The organism is Billgrantia antri (genome assembly GCF_017868935.1).
Taxonomy (GTDB): Bacteria; Pseudomonadota; Gammaproteobacteria; order Pseudomonadales; family Halomonadaceae; genus Halomonas; species Halomonas antri.
The window spans coordinates 1,563,124-1,586,082 of record NZ_CP053383.1 but is presented as its reverse complement, the minus strand read 5'-3'; the positions used below and the strand labels follow the sequence as shown (position 1 = coordinate 1,586,082).

Annotated in this window: 18 protein-coding genes and 1 pseudogene; 12 read left to right on the top strand and 7 right to left on the bottom strand. The window is 64.5% G+C overall.

The window, feature by feature from the left end:
- The first annotated feature begins 1 nt into the window (after nucleotide 1).
- The 6 genes and pseudogenes from purB to HNO53_RS07425 all read left to right on the top strand — a co-directional run bounded on the left by purB (nucleotide 2) and on the right by HNO53_RS07425 (nucleotide 6,334).
- A complete protein-coding gene (gene purB, locus HNO53_RS07450) occupies nucleotides 2-1,366 on the top strand; it encodes an adenylosuccinate lyase (RefSeq protein ID WP_209478562.1) in 1,365 nt (454 codons plus the stop codon).
- 28 nt (nucleotides 1,367-1,394) lie between these two features.
- Entirely contained in the window at nucleotides 1,395-1,958 is a 564-nt protein-coding gene (locus tag HNO53_RS07445; protein ID WP_209477474.1) for a cob(I)yrinic acid a,c-diamide adenosyltransferase, read from the top strand.
- A gap of 100 nt (nucleotides 1,959-2,058) precedes the next feature.
- Complete coding sequence (locus HNO53_RS07440) at nucleotides 2,059-3,234, top strand: cupin domain-containing protein (protein WP_209477472.1); 1,176 nt, start codon at nucleotides 2,059-2,061, stop codon at nucleotides 3,232-3,234.
- A gap of 2 nt (nucleotides 3,235-3,236) precedes the next feature.
- Complete coding sequence (locus HNO53_RS07435; RefSeq protein ID WP_209477470.1) at nucleotides 3,237-3,671, top strand: GNAT family N-acetyltransferase; 435 nt, start codon at nucleotides 3,237-3,239, stop codon at nucleotides 3,669-3,671.
- 324 nt (nucleotides 3,672-3,995) lie between these two features.
- Nucleotides 3,996-5,590: pseudogene (locus HNO53_RS07430) on the top strand (isocitrate lyase).
- A 276-nt stretch (nucleotides 5,591-5,866) separates the two neighbouring features.
- The gene (locus HNO53_RS07425; RefSeq protein WP_209477468.1) at nucleotides 5,867-6,334 is read left to right on the top strand and encodes an outer membrane lipoprotein; all 468 of its coding nucleotides are present in this window, start codon (nucleotides 5,867-5,869) and stop codon (nucleotides 6,332-6,334) included.
- 114 nt (nucleotides 6,335-6,448) lie between these two features.
- Here the strand turns inward: HNO53_RS07425 and HNO53_RS07420 are convergent, their stop codons facing one another.
- Nucleotides 6,449-6,733 (bottom strand): hypothetical protein, encoded by a 285-nt coding sequence (locus HNO53_RS07420; RefSeq protein ID WP_209477466.1) that lies wholly within the window; start codon nucleotides 6,731-6,733, stop codon nucleotides 6,449-6,451.
- Nucleotides 6,734-6,947: 214 nt separating this feature from the next.
- Here HNO53_RS07420 and HNO53_RS07415 point away from each other — a divergent pair, with 214 nt between their 5' ends.
- On the top strand, nucleotides 6,948-7,430 hold the full coding sequence (locus tag HNO53_RS07415; RefSeq protein ID WP_209477464.1) for an FKBP-type peptidyl-prolyl cis-trans isomerase: 483 nt from the start codon (nucleotides 6,948-6,950) through the stop codon (nucleotides 7,428-7,430).
- A 67-nt stretch (nucleotides 7,431-7,497) separates the two neighbouring features.
- On the opposite strand, the gene HNO53_RS07410 is transcribed toward HNO53_RS07415, so the two are convergent.
- Entirely contained in the window at nucleotides 7,498-8,148 is a 651-nt protein-coding gene (locus HNO53_RS07410) for a CDP-alcohol phosphatidyltransferase family protein (protein WP_209477462.1), read from the bottom strand.
- Nucleotides 8,141-10,360, bottom strand: coding sequence for an FAD-dependent oxidoreductase (locus HNO53_RS07405; RefSeq protein WP_209477460.1), 2,220 nt, complete (start codon nucleotides 10,358-10,360; stop codon nucleotides 8,141-8,143). The genes HNO53_RS07410 and HNO53_RS07405 overlap by 8 nt, the downstream gene beginning before the upstream one ends.
- Before the next feature lie 108 nt (nucleotides 10,361-10,468).
- On the opposite strand from HNO53_RS07405, the gene msrA reads away from it, so the two are divergent.
- Nucleotides 10,469-11,083 (top strand): peptide-methionine (S)-S-oxide reductase MsrA, encoded by a 615-nt coding sequence (gene msrA / locus HNO53_RS07400; RefSeq protein WP_209477459.1) that lies wholly within the window; start codon nucleotides 10,469-10,471, stop codon nucleotides 11,081-11,083.
- Here the strand turns inward: msrA and HNO53_RS07395 are convergent.
- Nucleotides 11,069-12,271 carry an MFS transporter gene (locus HNO53_RS07395; RefSeq protein WP_209477457.1) on the bottom strand — a complete coding sequence of 401 codons (1,203 nt, stop codon included), beginning with the start codon at nucleotides 12,269-12,271 and terminating at the stop codon, nucleotides 11,069-11,071. The two genes, msrA and HNO53_RS07395, sit on opposite strands and share 15 nt — an antisense overlap.
- Before the next feature lie 109 nt (nucleotides 12,272-12,380).
- On the opposite strand from HNO53_RS07395, the gene HNO53_RS07390 reads away from it, so the two are divergent.
- Nucleotides 12,381-13,268, top strand: a complete 888-nt coding sequence (locus HNO53_RS07390) for a LysR family transcriptional regulator (protein WP_209477455.1) — start codon at nucleotides 12,381-12,383, stop codon at nucleotides 13,266-13,268.
- A gap of 80 nt (nucleotides 13,269-13,348) precedes the next feature.
- Here the strand turns inward: HNO53_RS07390 and HNO53_RS07385 are convergent, their stop codons facing one another.
- Entirely contained in the window at nucleotides 13,349-13,972 is a 624-nt protein-coding gene (locus tag HNO53_RS07385; protein WP_209477453.1) for a C40 family peptidase, read from the bottom strand.
- 232 nt (nucleotides 13,973-14,204) lie between these two features.
- Nucleotides 14,205-16,670, bottom strand: coding sequence for a DUF1266 domain-containing protein (locus HNO53_RS07380; protein WP_209477452.1), 2,466 nt, complete (start codon nucleotides 16,668-16,670; stop codon nucleotides 14,205-14,207).
- A 202-nt stretch (nucleotides 16,671-16,872) separates the two neighbouring features.
- On the opposite strand from HNO53_RS07380, the gene HNO53_RS07375 reads away from it, so the two are divergent.
- Entirely contained in the window at nucleotides 16,873-18,318 is a 1,446-nt protein-coding gene (locus HNO53_RS07375) for an NAD-dependent succinate-semialdehyde dehydrogenase (protein ID WP_209477450.1), read from the top strand.
- Between the two features lie 34 nt (nucleotides 18,319-18,352).
- On the top strand, nucleotides 18,353-19,645 hold the full coding sequence (gene gabT, locus HNO53_RS07370) for a 4-aminobutyrate--2-oxoglutarate transaminase (protein ID WP_209477448.1): 1,293 nt from the start codon (nucleotides 18,353-18,355) through the stop codon (nucleotides 19,643-19,645).
- A 169-nt stretch (nucleotides 19,646-19,814) separates the two neighbouring features.
- Here the strand turns inward: gabT and katE are convergent, their stop codons facing one another.
- Nucleotides 19,815-22,181, bottom strand: coding sequence for a catalase HPII (gene katE, locus HNO53_RS07365; protein ID WP_275951362.1), 2,367 nt, complete (start codon nucleotides 22,179-22,181; stop codon nucleotides 19,815-19,817).
- 34 nt (nucleotides 22,182-22,215) lie between these two features.
- Here katE and HNO53_RS07360 point away from each other — a divergent pair, with 34 nt between their 5' ends.
- Nucleotides 22,216-22,896, top strand: coding sequence for a hypothetical protein (locus HNO53_RS07360; protein WP_240549293.1), 681 nt, complete (start codon nucleotides 22,216-22,218; stop codon nucleotides 22,894-22,896).
- Nucleotides 22,897-22,959: the final 63 nt, after the last annotated feature.

Sequence of the window (22,959 nt, the reverse complement as noted above, 5' to 3'; positions counted from 1 at the left end):
CCTGCCCCTCACCGCTCTTACTGCCCTCTCCCCCGTCGATGGCCGCTATGCCGGCAAGACCGAGGCCCTGCGCGAGCATTTCAGCGAGTTCGGCCTGATACGCGCCCGCGTCACGGTCGAGATCCGCTGGCTGCAACGCCTCGCCGAGCAGGGCGGCATCGTCGAGGTGCCGCCGCTCTCCGCCGAGGCCACCGCCTTCCTCGAGGCCATGCTCCGCGACTTCTCGCTGGCCGACGCCGAGCGCATCAAGGAGATCGAGCGAACCACCAACCACGACGTCAAGGCGGTGGAGTACTTCATCAAGGAGAAGATCGCCGAGCAGCCCGAACTGCATGCCGTAACCGAGTTCGTGCACTTCGCCTGCACCAGCGAGGACATCAACAACCTCTCTCACGGGGTGATGCTGACCGATGGCTTGAAGGCCCTGTTGCCGGTCATGCACCGTGTCGCCGATGAGGTGGCCCGGCTGGCCCACGAACACGCCGGCCTGCCGATGCTTTCTCGCACCCACGGCCAGACGGCGAGCCCCACCACCCTGGGCAAGGAGATGGCCAACGTCGCCTACCGCCTGCGCCGCCAGCTGGCCCAGATCGAGAGCGTCGAGATCCTGGGCAAGATCAACGGCGCAGTGGGCAACTACAACGCCCACCTGGCCACCTACCCCGACGTCGACTGGGAGGCCAACGCGCGCACCTTCGTCAAGGGCCTGGGGCTTACCTTCAACCCCTACACCACCCAGATCGAACCTCACGACTACATCGCCGAACTGTTCGACGCCATTTGCCGCTTCAATACCGTGCTGATCGACTTCGACCGCGACGTGTGGGGCTATATCTCGCTCGGCTACTTCAAGCAGAAGACCGTCGAGGGCGAGATCGGCTCCTCGACCATGCCGCACAAGGTCAACCCCATCGACTTCGAGAACTCCGAGGGCAACCTGGGCCTGGCCAACGCCGTTCTCGGCCATCTGGCCCAGAAGCTGCCGATCTCTCGCTGGCAGCGCGACCTCACCGACTCCACCGTGCTGCGCAACCTCGGCGTGGGCCTGGCCTACGGCCTGATCGCCTATGAGGCTGCGCTCAAGGGCATCGGCAAGCTCGAGGCCAACCCGGCACGCCTGGCCGAGGATCTCGATGCGAGCTGGGAGGTGCTTGCCGAGCCGATCCAGACGGTGATGCGCCGCTACGGCATCGAGAAACCCTACGAGAAGCTCAAGGAGCTGACCCGCGGCAAGCGCATCGACCAGGCCGGCTTTGCCGCCTTCATCGACACGCTGGAGCTGCCGGCCGAGGTGAAGGACGAACTCAAGGCGCTGACGCCGGCCACCTACATCGGTAACGCCGAGGCTCAGGCCCGCCGGCTCTGAGCCGTACGGAGACGCACCAGGAGGCGCCATGGTCAAGCTGACCAAGATCTACACCCGCACCGGCGACAAGGGTGACACAGGCCTGGGCGACGGCACCCGCGTGCCCAAGTACGACCCACGCGTGGAAGCCTTCGGCAGCGTGGACGAGAGCAACGCCGTCATCGGCATGGCCCTGTTGCACGCCGAGGGCGAACAGCGCGATCTCCTGACCCGGGTGCAGAACGACCTGTTTGACGTTGGCGCCGACCTGTGCACCCCGGAACAGGAGGCACCCGAATACCCGCCGCTGCGGGTCACGGCGGCCCAGGTCGACTACCTCGAGGCGCAAATCGATGCCTACAATGCCGAGCTCGCCACCCTGCGCTCGTTTATCCTGCCCGGAGGCACGGCGCTGGCCGCCCACCTGCACTTGGCACGCACCGTGACACGACGCGCCGAGCGCCAAGTGACGGCGCTGATGGCGGAACAGCCGGTCAACCCCGAGGTACTACGCTATCTCAATCGCCTCTCGGACCTGCTGTTCGTCCTCGCGCGCCGGGCCAACGAAAATGGCCAGCGCGACGTGCTGTGGGTGCCCGGCGCCAACCGCTAAGCCTCTCGCTTCGCGATACGCTACCATTACCCCTTTCACCCGCAGGGACGCCATCAGCGCCCTGCGGCTCTTCGCGCCTTCTGCCGAATAGCGAGACATCATGCCAAGCGACGCTCCTCTCAGCCTGCTCGGCGGCCTCACGCCTGCCGAGTTCCTGCGTGACTACTGGCAGCGCCAGCCCCTGTTGATACGTGGCGCCCTTGCCGACTTCGAGAGCCCGCTCGACCCCGACGAGCTGGCCGGGCTCGCCTGCGAAGAGGGCGTCGAAGCCCGCCTGATCGAAGAGGCAGGCCCCGACGGCCCCTGGCAGGTCAGCCACGGCCCCTTCGACGAGGCCGTGTTCGGTGAGCTGCCCGAGCGCGACTGGACCCTGCTGGTGCAGGCCGTGGATCATTACGTCCCCGAGGTGGCCGAACTGCTCGAACACTTCGACTTCCTGCCAAGCTGGCGCCTCGACGACGTCATGATCAGCTACGCCCCACCCGGCGGCAGCGTCGGCCCCCACGTCGACCAGTACGACGTCTTCCTGCTGCAGGGGCTGGGCCGGCGCCGCTGGCAGCTCGGCGGCAAGGTACCCGACGATGCCCCCATCATCGCCGGCATCGACCTGCGCATCCTCGAGCGCTTCGAGATCGAGCCTGGCGACGACTGGGTGCTGGAGCCGGGCGACATGCTCTACCTACCGCCGGGCTGGGCGCATCACGGCGTCAGCCAGAGCGACGATTGCATGACCTATTCGGTAGGCTTTCGCGCCCCCTCGGCGGACGAGGCGATTACCTCCTTTGCCGACTACCTCGGTGAGCAGCTGCCCCCCTCACTGCGCTACGGCGATGCCGGCATGACGCCTCCCAGCGACCCAGCCGAGCTCGACGACGCCGCTCTCGAGCGCATGCGTCACCTGATCCTCTCGACCCTCGACGACCCGGTCCAGCTTGCCCAGTGGTTCGGCCGCGTGATGACCCAGCCCAAGTACGTCGACCAACTGGTGCCCAGCGAGACACCGACGGACGTCGAGGAACTTGTCGCACTACTACAGGATGGAGAGGCCCTCGTACGCAGTCCCGGGTCGCGCTTCGCCTGGCGCGCGCTGGACGACGAGACCGCCACGCTGTTTGCCGACGGTGACGGCGTGATCTGTGCGCTGCCGTTGGCTCGCACCCTCGCCAGGGCGTCGACACTGGACGGCGACCTGCTCGAGTACCCCGGCGCCGCCGAGCTGCTGGCCGCGCTGCTCGATGCCGGCAGCCTGACCTGGCTCGAGGAAACAGAGGAGTGACGATGTCAGGCATCATCGAGATTCGTGAAGGCAGTTGGGCCGAGCTCGGCGCCCAGGCTGGCGAGATCCGTCGTGTGGTCTTCATCGAGGAACAGCAGGTGCCGCAGGAGGAAGAGTGGGACGGGCGCGACGATGCCTGCCGTCACTTCCTGGCCCTGCGCGACGGCACCCCGCTGGGCACCGCCCGGCTTCTGCCCGATGGTCATATCGGGCGTGTCGCCGTGCTCGACGCGTCGCGTGGGCTAGGCATTGGCGCCGCCCTGATGCGGGCCGCCATCGATGCAGCGGGCCGCCGCGGCCATCGCCAGGTCGAACTCGCCGCCCAGACCCACGCCCTCGCCTTCTACGAGAACCTGGGGTTCACCGCCTTCGGCGAAACCTTCCTGGAGGCAGGAATCCCGCACCGCAACATGCGCCTGCTGCTGGCTGACCGCTAGAGCCACCCCGCTCGCTCAAACGAAAAACGACTACAACACAGGGAGGCCTACGGCCTCCCTGTAGTCAAACTACAACCCTTCCTTCCCCTAAGTGACCATTGTTCATCCCGCGTCATCTGGGCCATAGTGCTTCCCAAGGCGAGAGACAAAACGATTGTTCGATGTTTTTCTGTAGTCGAAGTCATACATTCGTTTCAAATCGCCAAGGTTCGACCAAGGCAGCAGAGACAAGCCGCTTTCGTTAGCCGAACCTGAACTTATTTCGCAGGCGCAGCAAAATGCTCACCCCTGCCAGCCCGAACCTGACCCGAGGGAGAAAGCTCCATGTCCTACAAAGATGACATCAAGGCACTGGCTCAACTGCGTGAAGCCCAGCAGGGCAAGTGGGCGAGCATCAGCCCCGAGAACGCCGCCCGCATGCGCGCCCAGAACCGTTTCAAGACCGGCCTGGACATCGCCCGCTACACGGCCAAGATCATGCGTGAGGACATGGCCGCCTATGATGCGGATAGCGCCCAGTACACCCAGTCGCTGGGCTGCTGGCATGGCTCATCGGCCAGCAGAAGCTGATTTCGATCAAGAAGCACTTCGGCACCACCAAGCGCCGCTACCTCTACCTCTCCGGCTGGATGGTCGCCGCGCTGCGCTCCGAGTTCGGTCCGCTGCCCGACCAGTCCATGCACGAGAAGACCAGCGTGCCGGGCCTGATCGAAGAGCTCTACACCTTCCTGCGTCAGGCCGACGCCTGGGAGCTCAACCACCTCTTCCGCGACCTGGAAGCGGCCCAGAAGGCCGGTGACCAGGCCAAGGCCGACGAACTGATCGCCAAGATCGACAACCACGAGACCCACGTGGTACCGATCATCGCCGACATCGATGCCGGCTTCGGCAACGCCGAGGCAACCTATCTGCTGGCCAAGAAGATGATCGAAGCGGGTGCCTGCTGCATCCAGCTCGAGAACCAGGTCTCCGACGAGAAGCAGTGCGGCCACCAGGACGGCAAGGTCACCGTGCCCCACGAGGACTTCCTGGCCAAGATCAATGCCGTGCGCTACGCCTTCCTCGAGCTGGGCGTGGAAGATGGCGTGATCGTCGCCCGCACCGACTCGCTGGGCGCCGGCCTGACCCAAAAGATCGCCGTGACCAAGGAACCGGGCGACCTGGGCGACCAGTACAACAGCTTCCTCGACGGCGACGAGATCACCTCCGCCTCTGACATCGACAACGGCGATGTCGTGATCAAGCAGAATGGCAAGCTGGTCAAGGTCAAGCGACTGGCCTCCGGCCTCTACCAGTTCAAGCCGGGTACCGGCGAGGATCGCGTGGTGCTCGACTGCATCACCAGCCTGCAGAACGGCGCCGACCTGTTGTGGATCGAGACCGAGAAGCCGCATGTCGGTCAGATCGCCAGCATGGTCAACCGCATCCGTAAAGTGGTGCCGGACGCCAAGCTGGTCTACAACAACTCGCCCTCGTTCAACTGGACCCTGAACTTCCGTCAGCAGGTGTTCGACGCCTGGGAGAAGGAAGGCAAGGACGTCTCCGCCTACGATCGCAGCAAGCTGATGAGCGAGGAGTACGACAGCACCCCGCTTGGCAAGCTGGCCGACGAGTGGACGCAGAATTTCCAGCGCGACGCTTCGCGCGAAGCCGGTATCTTCCACCACCTGATCACGCTGCCGACCTACCACACCGCCGCCCTGTCCACCGACAACCTGGCCAAGGGCTACTTCGGCGACGAAGGCATGCTGGCCTACGTGGCGGGCGTGCAGCGCCGCGAGATCCGCGAAGGCATCGCAACCGTCAAGCACCAGGACATGGCCGGCTCCAACATCGGCGACGACCACAAGGAGTTCTTCCACGGCGAGGCGGCGCTCAAGGCCGGCGGCAAGGACAACACCATGAACCAGTTCGGCTGAGCATGGCGGAGCAGTAAACGACTGGAACCCTTGGGAGGCCTCGCGCCTCCCTTTTTTGTTTTAGCTCCCTCCCCTCGCCCTCCATCCTGCAGCTTCTTCTCGACCATTTTCACATTCTTTACCCGCTTTGCAGGCAAGCGAAGCAGACCCATGGGCCGACTCGCTGGTCAAACGAGAAATGAGTGGTTAAGCTGATTCGCAAACAGCGTTTCTCTAAACTCGGCAATGACGGAATCCACCAAGCCCCAGGACTCGTCTTGCCTTCAGGAGGTGTACATGAAGCGACTTCTTCCGGCACTGGCCCTCGGCATGCTGACCCTGGCCGGCTGTGCCAATACCTCGACCATGGGCGGTGACGTCTACCGCGGCAATCAAGCCCAGACAGCCCAGACCGTGACCTTCGGCACCATCACCGCGCTGCGGCAGGTGCAGATCCAGGCCGATAGCCGCATGGGCGGAATTATCGGAACCGGCGGCGGCGCCGTGATCGGTGGGTTGTTGGGCAACCAGGTAGGTGGCGGTTCCGGTCGCCAGCTGGCCACGGCTGCTGGCGTCATCGGTGGTGCCGTGGCGGGCAGCGCCGTCGAGGAATCCGCCAACCGCGTACGCGCCTGGGAAATGGAGATCCGCCGCGACGATGGCCAGAACGTCGTCATCGTGCAGAAGGCCGACCGACCCTACCAGGTCGGGCAACGGGTGCGCATGATCGGCAGCGGCGCCAACGTCAGCGTGGCACCCTACTAGCCGAACGGCGAAGGCCGATATCATGCAAAAGGGCTCGCAGTTCAAAGCTGCGAGCCCTTTTCGTTGCCGTACCACCTGGTCGGGCGGCACTGTCTCACGCTGGCACGTGAGACCTCAGTGGAAGTTGGCCTTGCCCATGGCCCAGCCCGCCAGCTTCTTGACGATCAGTGCCAGAATGGCAATGACGATCGCCGTCAGCAGCATATCGATGGGACGCACCAGCGTCGTGGCGCCCAGCACGGCAAGGGCAATGGACCACACCCAGCGGTTATCGTCATCGCTCTTGATGACCCGCGGCACGACCTTGTTCAGACCGGCACTGACGGAGGTTTCCCACAGCTTGATGCTGAAGAACAGAATGAGGGCGAAGGCAATCAGCCAGATCACGATTTCGGTCATGGATTCGCTCCAGGCAAGAGGTTGGGCTCAGATCGGACAGAAAAATGGGGATCACGCTAGGGTAGCCGTGGGGCCAGGAGGGCGCAACCACGCCAAAAGGCGTGAATGGATCTCAGGCCAAGCTTCGACAAGCTGAAAATACCGCATTCCCCCTGACAGCCCAGGGATGGCGCGTTACCATGGTGCCTACATGCACTCACCGAAAGGTTCATCAATGCAGATTGCGCAGAATTCCGTTGTCGCGTTCCACTACACCCTGACCAACGATGCAGGTGAGGTGCTGGATAGTTCGGAGGGCCGCCAGCCGCTGACGTATCTTCACGGCGCCGGTAACATCATTCCTGGACTGGAGAAGCAGCTCGAAGGCCGTGAAGCCGGCGACAAGCTCAATGTGACCGTCTCTCCCGAAGAGGGCTACGGCGAGGTACAGCCTCAGCTGGTGCAGGAAGTACCGCGTGATGCCTTCCAGGGCGTCGAATCCGTGGAACCCGGCATGCAGTTTCAGGCCCAGACCCAGGGCGGCCCGCTGATGGTCACCGTGACCAGCGTCGAGGGCGACACAGTGACGGTCGACGGCAACCATCCGCTGGCCGGCCAGAAGCTCAACTTCGACGTCGAGATTTCCGACGTGCGCGAAGCCAGCCAGGAAGAGATCGAGCATGGTCACGTGCATGGCGAAGGCGGCCACCAGCACTGAACGCGGCATTGATCTTGAGCCAGAAAGGGGCAGCCAAGGGGCTGCCCCTTTTGTGTCGGCAGCCTGCTCAGCGTGGTCCGGTTGGTTTGCCGTCCCGCACCGCCTGCAGACCTCGCAAGGTACGATAGCCTCCCCATAGCCGCGTGATGGTAGTGATCAGGCATGCCACGGCAAACAGCGTGGCCAGCAGGACGAAATGGTGCGGCAGCAGACAGAACAGCACGAAAGCCAGAATGGTTTCGGTGCCCTCGGTCAAGCCGTGCAGATAGTAGAAGGCCTTCTGCTGAAACCGTGGCCGTTCGAGCCCGTGCCGGGCCGCCATGATGGCAAAAGCCAGGAACGACGTGCCGGTGCCGATGAAAGCAAACAGCAGAAAGGCCGCCGCCAGCGCGTTGGTGCCGGGATCGGCCAAGGCAAAGCCGAGCACCACGGCGGCATAGAAGACGAAGTCGAGACCGATGTCGAGAAAGCCGCCGGCATCGCTGGAGCGGCCCGTAAGCCGGGCCAGGGCGCCATCCACACCGTCGCCCAGGCGATTGAGCAGGATCACCGCCAAGGCGGCCAGATACCACTCCAGGGCCAGCAGCGGCAGGCTGAGCATGCCGATGACGAAAGACGTCGCGGTCACCTGGTCGGGCTCGATGCCCCATGCCTGGAGACGCCGCGCCACGGCGGCGAGAGGGGCCTGCGTCAGCGGCATGGTCCAGCGGTCAAGCATCCTTCCTCCAAATCTCCTCCGTCGCAGCCGCTGCCGACCCTCCCCCTCGACGCCAGGCAAAGTAACGCTCGAGCCAGCTGAGCAGGCGCTCGGGCTTGTGGGCATTCTTCCAGATGCCCGCGGTGGCCTTGGCCGCCTCCGACCAGGTGGGATATGGATGTACCGTCCCCAGCAGCTTGTTGAGGCCGATGCCGTGGGTCATCGCCAGGGTGAACTCGGCCAGCAGTTCGCCGGCCCCCTGCCCGACTACGCTCGCTCCCAGGATGCGATCCCGGCCTGGTACCGTCAGCACCTTGACGAAGCCCTCGGTCTGCCCCTCGGCAATGGCCCGGTCAAGCTCGGCAAGCTCGTAGCGCGTCACCTCGAAGTGGATGTCGCGGGCGCGCGCTTCGCGCTCGCTGAGCCCGACGCGCGCCACCTCCGGCTCAGTGTAGGTCACGGCAGGCAGCGCCCGGTAGCTGACGCGAAAGCGCTTGAACTCGCCGAACAGCGCATTCACCGTGGCATGCCAGGCCTGATGTGCGCTGGCGTGAGTCAACTGGAAGGGACCGGCCACGTCGCCGCAGGCCCAGACGTTGGGCAGTACGCTCTGCAGGCTCTCGTCCACCGCCAGGGTGCCGTCCTCCCGCGTCTCGACGCCCAGCGCTTCGAGCCCCATGCCGGCCACATTGGCCTGGCGCCCCACCGCCACCAGCAGGCGATCGAAGGGCAGGCGGTGCACTTCGACCTCCCCCGAGGACTGGTGACGCTCCACCTCCAGCACATGGCCGCCCTCAGCACCCACTACCTCAATCACACGCATGGCGCGCGTGTCGAGCCATAGCGATACCCCTTCCTTCTCCATGCAGTGGCGCAGCAGCTCGGCGGCATCGCTATCCTCGCGGGGCAGCAGTTGAGGCCCCATCTCGACCAGGTTCACGCGGCTACCCAGGCGGGCAAAGCTCTGCCCCAGCTCGCAGCCGATGGGACCGCCGCCCAGCACCACCAGCCGTTCGGGAAGCATCTCGAGTTGCCACAGGTTGTCCGAAGTCAGTACATCGATGCGCTCGAGCCCGGGCAGTGGCGGCACCTTCGGCCTGGCCCCGCTGGCGATGATGATATGCCGTGCAGTCAGCACTCGCTCGCCTGCGCCGCCCGTTACACGAACCCGCCATGGGTCCTGGAGGCGGGCTTCGCCGGCAAACACCTCCACCCCGAGCCCTTCGTAGCGCTCGCGGCTGTCGTGCGGTTCCACTTCGCGAATGGCGCGCTGCACGTGAGCCATCACCGCGCCGAAGTCGATTCGCGGCTCGCCGGCATCGATACCGTAACGGTTGGCCCGGCGAATATCTTCGGCCACCCGTGAGGCGCGTATCAGCGCCTTCGACGGCACGCAGCCGGTATTGAGGCAGTCGCCGCCCAGCCTGTCTCGTTCCACCAGCGCCACTCGCGCTTTCACTGCCGCCGCGATGTAGCTTGCCACCAGCCCCGCCGAGCCGCCGCCGATCACCACGATGTCGTAATCAAAGCGCGCCGGACGGCGAAAGCGCCGCGCCAGCCGGCGACGCTTGGCGATGGCCACAAGGCCGCGTGCCAGCCAGGGAAACAGACCAATCAGCACGAACGAGCCAATCAGCCCCGGCGAAAGGACGTCGGACAGCGACTGCAGGTTGCCGAGTTCGCGCCCGGCGTTCACGTATACCGCCGTTCCCGGCAGCATGCCCAATTGGCTGACCCAGTAGAAGGTCCAGAGGCGCATGCGGGTCAGGCCCATCACCAGGTTGATGACGAAGAAAGGAAACAGCGGAATCAGGCGCAGAGTAAAGAGATAGAAGGCACCCTCGCGACGAATTCCGGCATTGATACGCTTGAGCTGCCCCGCAAAGCGCTTCTCCAGCGGCGCGCGGGCAAGGGTACGTGCGATCAGGGCGGCCAGGGTCGCTCCCAGCGTGCTCGCAAAAGAGATGATCAGCAGTCCCCAGCCGAGCCCGAACAGGGCGCCGCCCAACACCGTCATCAGCGCGGCACCGGGCAGCGACAGCGCCGCCATGAGCACGTAGAGCAGGAAGAATCCCCCTACCACCGTGACCGGTTCATCAGCCAGCCAGGCCTGGAAGCGAGCCTGCTCGGCCTGCAGGTTGGCCAGCGTCAGTGCCTCGTCGGCACCGCTGAGAAAATAGACGGCCACGATGGCAGCCAGTAAGAGCAAGAGAAGTAGACGACGATGCGCCACGGGCGACTCCCGGATTGGAGATACACTAAACAGAGGTTATACGGAACCTGTGTCGCCTGATAGCTTCCAACCTTACAGTCTGCAACGCATTGCAACGAGGTGGCCGTCATGATCGGAATACGCAACGTCTTGCCGTGGATACCGTTTCTCCTGGTGGTGCCTGGCAAGGGCCTCGCGGACGAAGCAACTGCCAGTGCGGTATTCGGCGGTGGCTGCTTCTGGTGCGTGGAAGAGGCCTTCGACAAGGTCGAGGGCGTGATCTCGACCACCTCCGGTTTCAGCGGTGGTCACCTCGAGAACCCCAGCTATCGCCAGGTGGTCGACGGCGACACGGGACACGCCGAAGTGGTCCGGGTGGAGTACGACCCCGCTGAGGTCGACTACGCCGAACTGCTGCACGTTTTCTGGCGCAACGTCGATCCCTTCGCCGTCGATCGCCAGTTCTGCGACAAGGGCGAGAGCTACCGCAGCGTGATCTATACCGCCAGCGAGGAGGAGCGTGAGCTGGCCGAGGCCACGCGCGCCGAACTCGCCGAGCGCTTCGACAGGGAAATCGTCACCGAGATCAGCGACTTCGAGGCCTTCTACCCTGCCGAGGAGTCCCATCAGGACTACTACCGCAAGAATCCCGTGCGCTACAACTTCTACAAGTCGGCCTGCGGTCGAGAGGAGCGCCTGGAGGAGATCTGGGGCGACGAGGCAGGCGGCCTAGCGAGCCACTGATGCCTGCGCCGGGCAGCATTCGCTGCGCCATAGCCATAGGGCGATGCCGAGCGTGGCACCGAGCATCAACCAGGAGCCGATGGCCACGCCGAGCCAGCCACCGCGCTGCCAGAACGGCTCGAGCCAGAGGCTCCCCAGACTCGCCCCCAGATAGTAGAAGACCAGATAGAGTGCCGAGGCGCTGCCTCGCGCCCGTTGTGCCTGGCGCCCGACCCAGCTCGAGGCCATGGAGTGAGCCAGGAAGAAGCCTACCGCATTGACGGTCAGTCCAGCGATTATCCAGCCCAGCGAGTCCGCCAGGGTGATCAGCGTTCCCAACATCAGGATCAGGACGCCCAGCGCCATGCAGGCCGGCTGGCTGAGGTAACGCGTCAGTCGGCCCGAGAACGCCGAGCTCAGGGTCCCGCCCAGGTAAGTGAGAAAGATCAGGCCCAGCCAGCGGGCACCCAGCTCATACGGCGCCTCGGCCAGGCGGAAGGTGATATAGCTGTACTGGTTGATGAAGATGAGGAAGTTGAGGCCACCGAGCAGGTAGGCGGCGAGTAACGGCGGCTGGCGCAGATGCCCGCTCAGGTCCGCCAGGGCACCACGTAGTTCGAAACGGCGTGGCGTGAACTGATGCGGTGCAGGCAGCAACTTCCAGAACAGTGCCACGCCGACCAGGGTCACCAGGCCCACTGTCAGAAAGCCGGCGCCCGCGCCGCCGACCTCTCCCACACCGCCACCGATCAGCCGGCCACCTATGCCACCCAGGGTATTGGCGCCGATGTAAAGGCCCACCGCCGCCATCAGCGCCGGTCGTTCGAATTCGTCGCCCATCCAGGCGATCGCCACCGCCGGCAGCCCGCCGAGTACGAAGCCCTGTACCAGGCGCACCGCCAGCAGCACCTCGAAAGTGGGAGCGAAGGCCAGCACCAGCGAGCACAACCCGGCCAGCAGCAGCGTCACGCGCATGATCCCGCCGCGACCGATGGCATCGGACAGCGGACCGAAGACCAGCAGCGCCCCGGCCAGCGCAAGTGTCGCCAAGGACATGACCAGACTGACACCCAGGGTCGATACGCCGTACAGCTGACGCAGCTCCGGCAGCAGCGGCTGAGGCGCGTAGAGATTGACGAAGACCAGGATGGAGCCGAGGCAGAGCGCCAGGGTGGCGCGCCACCAGGAGCGTGAATGAGCGACAATCATGCCGAACACCTGTGTAGAAACACTGACCGCCATGATCGATCCTGACGTATGATAAGCCAAACAGAATTAAACGATTACAACCATCTGCTCAGCTTATCGAGGAGCGCCCTTGGCAATCCCCTTCGACCTGCGTGCCCTGCGCGTCTTCGTCATGGTGGCCGACCGAGCCGGCTTCAGCGCCGCTGCACGAGAGCTTCACGTGGCCCAGTCCGCGGTCAGCCAGACCATCGCCAACCTCGAGCGCCAGCTGGAGCTGACGCTGTTTCATCGTCATGAGCGACGCATCGCCCTGACACCCGAGGGCGAGGCCCTCTATGCCCATGCCCGGGAGCTACTTGAGCGGGCCGAGGCCGCCAACCTGGCCATGCGCGAACTACACGGGCTGGTCAAGGGCGAGGTCCGCATCGGCATCCCCTCGATGCTCGGCTCGTATTACTTCCCGCCGCTGCTGATGGGCTTCAAGGCGCAACATCCCGGCATCCGCCTGACCGTAGTGGAAGCCGGCGCGCGCCGGCTGCAGCGTATGATCGCCGACGGCGAGCTGGATCTCGGCGTCGTTATCGACGATGTGCAGAGCCGCCATATGGAGCGTCGGCGCCTGATACGCGAAGAGATGGTGGTGTGCGTGCCACGGGCACATGCGTTTGCGGGACGTCGTTGCGTGACGGCAGAAGAATTCTTCCAGGAGCCGCTGGTGCTGTTCCAGGACGGCTACTTTCATCGCGAGTTCGTCGACGCGCTCTCGCGCCAGACCGGCCTTGCCGCCAATATCGCCTTCCAGTCGAACCTGATCCCGCTGACCAAGGCGATCGTGCGCCAGGGCTTCGGCATTACCACCTTCCTGCGCCGAGTGGTGGACGAGCCCGGGCTAGCGGCGGTTTCCTTCGCCAACCCGGCCTGGCTGGAGCTGTCACTGGCCTGGGCGCGGGACGCCTACCTGTCGCGAGCGGAGAGCGCCTTCGTGGAGTACGTCATCGCCCACCGCGAGGTCTTATAAAAAGTCTTGTAAGAGTGATAAGAGTGAAACGCCAGCACGCTGACGCTTCTTGAGCGTTAGGTAGAGAGCGCAGGTGCTTCTCAGCCTTCGTCTGGCTCGCTGACGCGCTGTGCCAGGGTGGTCGGCTCCAGGGTCCGACGCGCCTGCCAGTAGTAGCGCTGCCAATAGCTATTGTCGAGTTCGGACAGCATCACGCCCTGGGAAGTGGAAGCATGGAGGAAGTAGCCGTCGCCGACATAGATGCCGACATGGTCGTAGCGTCCCGGCGGACGGAAGAACACCAGGTCGCCGACCTGGAGGTCATCTCGCGAAACCTGAGTGCCTTCTCGTACCTGTCCACTGGTGGAGCGGGGCAGCTGCAGGCGAAAGGTTTCGTTGAACACGTTCTGTACCAGGGCGGAGCAGTCTATGCCGTTACGTCCGGTGCCGCCGATTCGATAAGGCGTGCCGGCCCAGCGTTCGTGCTGTGCCAGCAGGGCCTGACGAATCAGCTCGGGCGGTGGATTGTGCAGGCTGCTGACCTGAAGGATGGGGTTGTCCACCGGGGACATCATAGGGTTGAAGGAGGACGGCATGCCAGGCAGCTGCAGGGCAAAATAGTCTTCCGGAGTATTCGTCGATGTTGTCGACGTTCCGGCACAGCCAGTCAACAGGGCCAGCGAAACACCGAGCACTGCGATACGACTCGATCCCGTGGCAAACATGCTTGCGAAGTCCTCATTCCCTGAGCCGCACGCGTCCATGGGCCGGACAAATTGCCCTACCTGACGAACCCGGGAGGATCGCTGTGGTAGTGGTGCTTGGCGCCCCGCGCCCGTACCACTGCCAGAGCGGCCTTGTAGCGGCTCACAATCTTATGGGTGAAAGCTCCGCCACATACGGAGCCGTTTCATAAACTAGCTGACTATAAACCACATTTCCTGACCAGAGCGAGCCCTAATGTAGCGTCTTGACGTCGCCCGGCAGCGTGTCGATGTGCATCGGCGCCCAGTGTCGCGGTCTGGCGCCGGGAAAATCCAGACTGGCCCAGGGGCCGGCCAGCGGCGGCGCCCCTGAGAGCCAGGCGACCAGGGCCTGGCGAAAGCCGCTCAGGAAGCCTTCGCGCTCAGGCGTTTCGCCCATGAAGAAGGAGAACCCGGCGTAAAGACCGCGGGCGTAGGCCTCCCAGCTACCGTAATGGGCCGCCGCCAGCGCGTGAGCACGTTCCAGCAAACGACCGAAAGCCGCCCCGTCCAGCCAGCCTAGCTGGCGTCCGGCAATAGCCAGATCCACCGCCTGGGCCACGTCCCAGGCGGTCATGTCCAGCTCATTGCAGCCGTCGGTATTGTCACGCACCCGCTGCAGGCGCAGCAGGTGGGTGCGATCCTCTTCGCTGCAATCGCCGGTTTCCAGCATGGCAATTTCCGAGGCCAGCCGCTGGGCATTCAAGGTATAAGGCGCGTAGTTGATCTGATACTCCTGGCGATCGCCCGCTTCGAACAGAAAATCGAGAAACTCGGTGAGCTCGTCCCGGCCATGCAGGCCATAGTGCCCGTCGATCCACTCGCGAAGCGACACTGCCTCCCGTTCGCTCTCCACGTGCGGTTCGCTCCACACGGCATTGTTCAGCGGTCCCGCCAGTGCCATGGCGGTGAAACGCGACAGCGTCGGACGCGGGCCTGGCTCACGCCACTGGGTCGAATGCCAGTCAAGCCAATGAAACGGGCTCCCCGGATCGTCCAGATGCCAGCGGATTTCGCTGGTCAGCGGCGGATGCTCGCCTTCTGGCAGCAGGCGCTCCCACTGGACCCAAGCCTCGAGCAGGCGTCGGGTGTCGGGATAGAAGCGGCACAGCGTGTCGCGCAGCGCCTCGGCCAGTGCATCCAGCGCCTCGCTGTCGAACGCTTCGCTATCCATGGCCATCTGCAAATAGAAAGCGTATTTTTCGGCCATGTGAATGGTGGCTGCATGGCGGCTGCCCTGCTTCAGCGCCGCGAGGCTGTCCAGGTCTTCGGTCTCGGGCCGCCCGAACAGGGTGGTCGCCGCGGGCAGAGCGCCGTGGGCGGCATCGGCGGCCAACTGGTTGAGATGATGTGCCTGGGCCGGTAGCCAGTAGCGGGTCAGTGCCTCAACCCCTTCGTCGGGGTGCAATCCCAGGGTCTCTTCGAGATAGCGCATGGCCTCGGCCCGCCGCTCGACGGCGACCGGCAAGGCCGGTCCCTGACGCATGCCGAACTCGGGCTCGCGCACCGAGGCCAGCGCCAGGACCCAATGCCGGGGCGAACGTCGCCAGGCCAGGATCGAACGTCGCGCCCCCTCCCGCACCTCCTCCTCGAGAAGCTGTTGCAGCGGTGTCCGCCAGGGGCTCACCGGCGAGTTGAGCAGCAGCCCCCAGTCGCGCTGCATGTCCGCTAGCCGATCGTGGCCCTCAAACAGGCTGCAGCCACGCTGATAGGCCCGCGCCAGTGCTGACCAATCACTGTAGCGGCGCAGCACCAGATCGGCGCCATGATTGGCAAAATCCCTGGCTTCTGTCACGTCGAGCCAGCCCGCACAGGCGCCCGCCCAGGCCAGATCGACCAGTCGCAGCCAGTCCCAGGCAGCCCATTCCAGAGGCTCACCGCGTTCGATGAAGGCCAGCAGCACCCTACCGTAGTCACGCTCGGCGCTGGGGAGGCTTCCGAGCCACGCCTGGCGTTCCTCGCCGGTTTCCGCCAGCAGGCGAGTGGCATCGAGATCCCAGCCTTGCCGATGACCATAGCCCGACAGCCAAAGCAGACTCTGGATCAACCCAGTGCGGTCGTCGATCTGCCAGTACTGCCACAGCCATGCCTTGGCATCGGGCCAGTCCACCGCGCCGGACGGCTCTTCCAGTACCGGAGCGAAAGCCGCCCGCAGGCGCCAGCCATGCGCATGAGGCGCGTCAGGCCAGAGCGAGAGAGACTTATCCTGGCACTGCTGGGCAACCCACCCGACCAGGGTATCCCAGGTGACTCCCTCGCCGTCACGCTCGAGCACGGCCAATGCCTCGCACGCCTCACAGAAGCCATCGTTGCCTCGCACCCAGCCCTCTGCGCTCTTGGCATGGCGCAACGCCTCGAGCCAGCTCTCCAGATCGGAGTACTGGCGCGTGATCTCGTCGGTCAGCCGCACCAGCCAACTGCGCAGCCGCCGCTCACCGAGCCAACCGGCCGACCCTGCCAGGGCAAGCAGCTCAAGAGCCGCCAGCAAGCGCGCCGGATCGGCACTGCCAGTACCTAGGGCCTCGACCAGACGCCAGCCCAACTCTCCGCGATCGTTGACGCCCAGCGCCTGCAACCTGTCGCCGGCTGCCTTGGCCTCGATCGTGTTGGGTTCGGGCTGAAAGTCCCAGTCGCACAGGACCAGCTGCTGAGCCCACCAGGCGTAAAGGGGATCGACCAAGTCTCACCTCGACGTTCAACCAGCAGAATAAAGATGCAGCGCTGCCGCATCGGGGAAATCGGCGCCTAGTGTAGCGGAAAGCGCGGCGCACGCCGATGGCTACGGGCGGTAAAAAAGGGTGGAGCCCGTGTTGAGGGCCTTGGCGGAATGTTTTAAATAATGCACACTCACCAGACAAGATAATCAACACCCCGGAGCAACCATGTCTCTCTCTGCCGAGATCTTCATCGACAAGGCCTACATTGACGGCCGGTGGCGTGACGCCGAGCGCCGCTTCAGCGTCTCCAACCCCGCCACCGGCGAGACGCTGGCCAGCGTCCCTGACCTCACCGCCGACGACGCCCGTGATGCCGTAGCGGCAGCCGAAGCGGCCTGGCCGGCATGGCGCCGCCAGACGGCCAAGCAGCGCGCCGCCCTGCTGCGTGCCTGGTTCGACGCCATCATGGCGCATCAGGAGTCGCTGGCCCGGCTGATGACTCTCGAGCAGGGCAAGCCGCTGGCCGAGTCTCGCGGCGAGGTCGCTTACGGTGCGTCGTTCGTCGAGTTCTACGCCGAAGAGGCCAAGCGCATGGCTGGTGAGACCCTGCCCAGCCATGGCGCCGACAAGCGCATCCTGGTCTTTCGCGAGCCGATCGGCGTGGTGGCGGCCATCACCCCGTGGAACTTTCCGCTGGCGATGATCACCCGCAAGTGCGCCCCGGCCCTGGCGGCAGGCTGTCCAGTGGTGATCAAGCCCGCCGAGGCCACGCCGCTGACCGCCCTGGCCCTGGCCAGGCTGGCCGAGGAGGTGGGCTTCCCCGCCGGCGTGCTCAACGTGGTGACGGCAAGCCGCCCCGCCGAGATCGGTGAGGTGCTGACCACCGATCCCAGGGTACGCAAGGTCTCCTTCACCGGCTCCACACGGGTAGGCAAGAAGTTGCTCGCCCAATGTGCCGGTACGGTGAAGAAGGCTTCCATGGAACTCGGCGGCAACGCGCCCTTCATCGTCTTCGACGATGCCGATTTGGACGCCGCGGTCGAGGGTGCTGTGGCCTCGAAATACCGCAATTCGGGCCAGACCTGCGTATGCACCAACCGTCTGCTGGTCCAGTCCGGCGTATACGACGCCTTCATCGAAAAGCTCGCCGCCCGGGTTGCCCAGCTCAAGGTGGGCAACGGCCTCGACGACGGGGTGGTACAGGGACCGCTGATCAACCCGGCTGCGGTGGACAAGGTTCAGTCCCACATCGCCGATGCACTGGAAAAGGGCGGCCGGCTGGTGTGCGGTGGCGAACCGCATGCGCTGGGCGGCACTTTCTTCCAGCCCACGGTCATCGCCGACGTGACCGAGGCGATGCATGTCGCCCGCGAGGAGACCTTCGGCCCGCTGGCGCCGGTATTTCGCTTCGACAGCGACGAACAGGCCATCGCCATGGCCAATGCCACTGAATTCGGCCTGGCGGCCTATTTCTACGCCCGAGACTATCGCCGCATCTGGCATGTGATGGAGGGCCTGGAGTATGGCATGGTGGCCGTCAACGAAGGCATTCTTTCCACCGAACTGGCGCCCTTTGGCGGCGTCAAGGAGTCGGGCTTGGGCCGCGAGGGTTCACATCACGGCCTGGATGAATTCACTGAACTAAAATACGTCTGTGTCGGCGGCCTTTGATCGCCCGCAACGTCCACATGTGAAGGGAGGCTAGATGAATAACGCACAGCTCAACGAACTCAAGCAGCGCTACGTGGCCAACGGCGCCGCGAGCCCCGCCACCCAGTTCGCCGATCGCGCCGAGAACGCGCTGATCTGGGACGCCGACGGCAACCGTATCATCGACTTCGCCGGCGGCATCGGCGTACTCAACATCGGCCACCGTCATCCCAGGGTGGTCGAGGCGGTCAAGGCTCAGCTCGACAAGGTGATGCACACCTGCCAGACCGTGATGCCCTACGAGGGCTACGTGAAGGTGGCCGAGCGCCTGAGTCAGGTCACGCCGGTGCGCGGCCACGCCAAGGTGATGCTGGCCAACTCCGGCGCCGAGGCGCTGGAGAACGCGGTGAAAATTGCCCGCGCCGCCACCGGCAAGAACAACGTGATCTGCTTCGACGGCGGCTATCACGGTCGTACCTTCATGACCATGGCCATGAACGGCAAGGTCGCGCCCTATGCCAGCGACTTCGGCAGCATGCCCGGCAACGTGTTCCGTGCCCCCTACCCGGTGCCTTACCATGGCGTCAGCGAAGACGAGGCGATCCGCGGCCTGAAGATGGCGATCAAGACCGACGCCAACCCCCGCGACACCGCCGCCATCGTGCTCGAGCCGGTCCTCGGCGAGGGTGGCTTCTACCCCGCCCCGGCCAGCTTCCTCAAGGCGATCCGCGAGATCTGCGACGAGCACGGCATGCTGATGATCGTCGACGAGGTGCAATCGGGCTTCGGCCGTACCGGCAAGCTGTTCGCCATCGAGCACAGCGGCGTCGAGCCGGACATCATCACCATGGCCAAGAGCATGGCCGACGGCATGCCGATCTCGGCCGTGGTGGGTACCGACCGGGTGATGGACGCCTCCGGCCCCAATTCGCTGGGGGGCACCTACACCGGCAATCCGCTCTCCTGTGCGGCGACCCTGGCGGTGCTCGACGTGTTCGAGGAAGAGAACATCCTCGAGAAGAGCATGGCGCTGGGCGACAAGCTGGCCAAGCGCTTCAGCCAGTGGCAGAGCGATTTCGACTGCGTCGACAACGCCCGCAACATGGGTGCCATGGCCGCCATCGATCTGGTATCGGACAAGGCCCAGCACACGCCCGACGCCGACCTGGCCGGCGCGCTGTGCAAGAAGGCCCGCGAGAAGGGGCTGATCCTGCTCTCCTGCGGTCTCTACGGCAACACCATCCGCTTCCTGATGCCGGTGACCATCGAGGACGAGATCCTCGAGGAAGGCCTGGACATCGTCGAAGCCGCGCTCAAGGAACTGGTCGGCAGCAAGGCCACCGCCTGACTTAGCCCACTGAAAAGCGCCTGCCACTACTGGCAGGCGCTTCATTCGTAGGATAGCCGTAATGAGCGAAGGCGAGGGCTAGGCCCACTCCCTGCGGGCCAACGCATCTCCCACATCCATGTGGGTCACAAGCGAAATCTAACGCCATATCGCCGAGCGTAGTAGGCTATCAGGCCGGCATGTCGTTGGCCTTGGGGTCCCGCGACCACACCCGATGCTGCCCCATGGCCTCACGCAATGGGGTGAAGACGTCATCGACCTTGGCGCCGGTCAGCACGCCCTCCTCGCCGGTGGGCACGTCTGCCGCATCCAGCAACAGCTTACCCTCGCCCACGGCGGCAATCGCCTTGAGATGCTTGTAGGCCTCCTGCACGTAGTAACGTCCCTGCCCCGACCGGGTCAGCGTATCGACACTACCACTGCCGCCGGGCACGACAACCGCATCCACCGCGACCGAGGGCATGCCGTTTAGCATGGCATCGGGTGTCACACTCGCCCCTCCTGCTGCCTTCACCGGCGCCATGCTCGGCGCGATCACCATGCCCTGGGCGCCTTCCGCCTGAAGCTTCTTCTTGAGCGCCTCGACCTGATCGCCATCGACGCCATCGGCCACCAGGATCGCCACCTTGCGATACTGGACGTTCCCCGGCAGCCGAGCCATGAGGCTCAAGGCAGGCGATTCCAGCTGTGAACTCTTGCCCAGCTCCTCTGGCGGCGCCGGCTTGGTGCTCGGCGCCTCGATACCATGGTTCTCGCCGACCCGGCGCGCCAGCTCGAGATCGATATTGGGCAGGATCTCCTTGATCATCCGTTCGCGGATCCAGGGACGCTGCACCTTGGAGAGTTCGAAGGTGTAGGCGGCAATGATGTGCTCCTTCTCCACCTCGGTCTGGCTGTTCCAGAACAGCGTGGCCTGGGAGTAGTGATCGCCGAACGAGGGGCTGCGAGAACGGATCCTGTGCGCGTCGATGCGTTCCTGGTAGGACTCGAAGCCGCCGTTCTCCGACGCCGCCGGGGTCTCGCTGGGCCAGCCACCGTCGATGGAATTGGGCTCATACGACGCTTGCCCCTTGTTGATGGTCTGGCGGTGCATCGAGTCGCGCTGATTGTTGTGGAACGGGCAAACCGGCTGGTTGATCGGGATCTCGTGGAAGTTAGGCCCGCCCAGGCGCAGCATTTGAGTGTCGAGGTAGGAGAACAGCCGCCCCTGGAGCAGCGGATCGTTGCTGAAATCGATCCCCGGCACCACGTGGGCCGGGTTGAAGGCGACCTGCTCGGTCTCGGCGAAATAGTTGTCCGGATTGCGGTTGAGCACCATCTTGCCGATCGGCGTGACCGGCACCTGTTCTTCGGGAATGATCTTGGTCGGATCGAGCAGGTCGAAGTCGAACTTGTGCTCGTCCTCCTCCTCGACCACCTGGATACCGAATTCGTACTCGAGGTAGTCGCCGTTCTCGATGTCCTCCCACATCATGCGCCGGTTGAAGTCGGGGTCGCGCCCCCATAGCTTCTGCGCCTCGTCCCAGATCAGCGAGCAGGTGCCGGCCAGCGGCTTCCAGTGAAACTTGACGAAGCGCGCCTTGCCCTGCCTGTCGATCAGGCGGAAGGTGTGCACGCCGAAACCTTCCATATTGCGGTAGTGGCGCGGGAAGGCGCGATCGGACATGGTCCACAGCACCATATGGGTCGATTCGGGCATCAGCGAGACGAAGTCCCAGAAAGTGTCGTGGGCCGACTGCCCCTGGGGGATCTCGTTGTGCGGCTCGGGCTTCACCGCATGCACGAAGTCGGGGAACTTGATCGCATCTTGGATGAAGAATACCGGCATGTCATTGCCCACCAGGTCCCAATTGCCCTCGTCGGTATAGAACTTGGTGGCGAAGCCGCGCACGTCGCGCACCGTGTCGTTGGAGCCACGCGAGCCCTGTACGGTGGAAAAACGCACGAAGACCGGTGTCTTCTTGTCGGGGTCCTGGAACAGGCTCGCCTTGGAGTACTGGGCAGCATTCTCGTAAGGCTGAAAGTAGCCGTGCGCCGCAGCGCCACGGGCATGCACGATGCGCTCGGGTATGCGTTCGTTGTCGAAGTGATTGAGTTTCTCGCGGAAGATGAAGTCCTCGAGCAGCGTCGGCCCTCGCTCACCCGCTTTCAGCGAGTTGTGGTTGTCGGCGATTCGCGTGCCGTGGTTGGTGCGCAGATCGTGTCCGGTGGCATCGCTGCGGTACTTCTCGAGGTTGTCCGATTTGCTGTCCTCGTGGGTCTTGAAGTGGGTATCGTTGGGCTTGCCGCCGTTGGGCGTGGTATGGGGATTGTTCGCCATGCTCTTGCTCCTTTCGCCAATGTGGTTCCCTCCTCCCTCGCGTACGTGGCGTTCCGCCTTGGCCCGTCGGTCGGGAATTTTGCGCTCCGCCTGAAAGGTAGTCCCGCCTCCGAGCGCCGCCAATCGCGGCAGACTATGGCAACAAAAGAAAACATTAATCGGGTTATCTCCGGCCCGGAGCCGGTCGATACTGGTTAGCCGAACGCGGCGGTGCATCGCCACGAACCCTGGCAAACCGAGGAGCGAGTCGATGAAAGGGATGACGACCACTGGCTTGATCGCCCTGTGTCTGGTGGGCACGACCCAAGCGTATGCGCAGGACAGCCGCATCACGCTGGGTGCGGTTGCCGGGACTGCCGGCGCGGGTGCCGACCTGGCCTGGCGCTTCAGTGAACGTCTGGGCGTCTCCGCCCGTTACACCGGCGGGCTGGATTGGAATACCGATTACCGCACCGATGACGTCGACTACGAGGGTGACGTGAACTTGGCGGCAAGCAAGCTGACGCTGGACTACTACCCCTTCGCCAGTGGGTTCTTTCTCAGCGCCGGCCTCATGCTGCCGGATATCGATGCCGATGTGGTGGGACGCCCACGCGGCACGACCTACCAGTTCAACGGACAGGAATATTCCGCCGATGCGCTTGGTACCTTGCACGGTACGGTGACTCTCGCCGATGGCGTGCAGCCCTACGCTGGCCTGGGCTGGCGTCAGTCGCATCGCAGCGGCATCGGCGTGTTCGCGGAGGTCGGCGTGATCCCCACCGACCCGGACGTGTCGCTGAGAACCTCGGAAGGATTCGAGAATGCGGACAATCCGCTATCGGCCCAACTGCGCCGCGAGATTCGCCAGGAGGAGCAGCGGCTCGAAGGCGACGCCGAAGAGTGGCCGGTCTACCCGGTAGCCGTCGTTGGCGTGAGCTATACGTTCTAGAGGTCCTGCGAGAGCGGCCTCGCCCTCCACAATGCAAACGACTCGGCCCGGGCTAATGCCCGG